The organism is Clostridium sp. YIM B02500, assembly GCF_022324665.1.
Lineage (GTDB): Bacteria > Bacillota > Clostridia > Clostridiales > Clostridiaceae > Clostridium > Clostridium beijerinckii.
In genome coordinates this window covers 1-1,832 of the sequence record NZ_JAKGTE010000074.1, presented here as the reverse complement: position 1 = coordinate 1,832, position 1,832 = coordinate 1, and the positions used below count along the sequence as shown (strand labels likewise).

1 protein-coding gene is annotated in these 1,832 nt (G+C 30.3%); it reads right to left on the bottom strand.

What is annotated here, in order from left to right; all coding sequences use genetic code 11:
- Positions 1-113: 113 nt before the first annotated feature.
- Complete coding sequence (locus L1S46_RS26145; RefSeq protein ID WP_238901434.1) at positions 114-1,415, bottom strand: IS110 family transposase; 1,302 nt, start codon at positions 1,413-1,415, stop codon at positions 114-116.
- Between the last annotated feature and the right edge of the window lie 417 nt (positions 1,416-1,832).

The window sequence follows — 1,832 nt, the reverse complement described above, 5'->3', positions numbered from 1 at the left end:
TTTAGACCAGCTAATAATAGTCAAGTAAAAATTAAAAATATATTTTTAATAAAAAAGTGCATGAGAAATAAACCACTTTAAAACACGAATGGTTACAAATTTTGGAATAACAATTAAGCAGCTTTAGTTAAAGATTTATTTTCTAGAAACATTTGTTTATGTATTTTAGGATCTCTTTGCTCAAATGGTGTTTGGTCTCGGAGAACCGCAAAAATATAATTTATGATTTTGTGCATTATAGCAACTAAAGCTACTTTAGCCTTTTTTCCTTTAAGATTTGTTTGGTAATAGTCCAATAAAATGCTATTTATAGGAATTCCGTTACGACTGCTTCTTATAGAAGCAAGTGCGATAGCATACAATGCTCTTCTACCTATTCGCGTTCCTCGTTTTGAAATATTATTTTGATTGCCTTTGAATTTACCTGACTCATTAATAGAACTATCAATACCAAAGAAGGCAACTAGGTGTTTAGGTTTTACAAAACCATTAATATCACCTATTTCAGCTATTATTGTAATAGCTGTTAGTGGTCCTATACCAGGAATAGAATCTATAAGTTCAATATTCTTTTTAATCTGTTCAGGAAAATTAGTGGAATTGATAAGAGTTTCTATTTCCTTTAATAAATTGTCTATTTCGTTTTCAATAGCATTTATTAATGTTATTGAACTAGTGATTTTAACCGAGAATCCGTGCAACGGTAGGCCTATTACAGCAGCCTCATTAGCTATATTAATTAGCTTTGAGCATGCTTGCTCAGACCATGCGATTCCTTTTCTGGATACACTAAGAAGAATTTTTAATATATCTTCTTTAGGTGATTCTAATATTGATTGTGGTGTAGGATAATCACTTAAAATAGCAATTGAGGTATTAGTTGTCACATTAGAAAAAACAGTATTGTAACCTGGAAAAATAACTCTTAAATCAGTAGCTAACTTTTTCTTGAAAGTAGAGCAAGTATCTGTAAGTTTGTAATATTCCCTTATAAGAGATTTTAATAGGAAAATATCAAGGCTAACGCTTTGCGAATATTTAATATTTTGAAATTTTCCTATTTTGGCAATGGATAAGGCATCTTTTTTATCATTTTTCACTTTTCTTATGTCTCCATTTTTGTTACACTTAGTAATGAGTGGATTGATAACAAATGTGTTATCAAAATTTTTATTAAGATAGTGGAAAAGAGAGAAGTGGTACACTCCGGTGGACTCCATGAAAATGCCAGTTTTCATGTTAAACTCTTCTTCCACTTTTTTTATTTCATTAATTAAGTGATTGAAGCCATTAACATCATGCTTTATCTTAAAAGCCTTCTTATAAATTTCTCCATTCGGAGCGAGTATTGCAACCCATGAAAAATCTGCTGAAATATCAATTCCTACTGTAGGACTATAAAAAAATTTAGACATTGTATATATCTCCCTTGAATTTAATTTTGAGATAGAATAGAGCTTCCAATCTATCAGTTAGTCTATAACCTTGTTTGTGACACGGGTAATTCCTAAAGGAAACCCAACCAGCTAAACATAGAATTCTACCTGATGGAATGATACGCTAACTTACGGGTATGAGTTATTAAGAACTTCCCAGGAGGTGTACATCTATCCTCTATTCAGGAGTATTATACTAAAATATATTTAATTTGGTTAGATTCCTTTACAGGAATTTAAATAGAAAACTATATAAAAATATGAAATGCTGCCTCCACTAACGTGGCCGTAAGCAGATTAATAATCAAGAATAAGAAAGTAAATTTAAGTTGTAATGTTCGTTAGAAATGTATTTAGTTTTCTATCAAATGTTATAGCTAGATTATACAAGGAGGT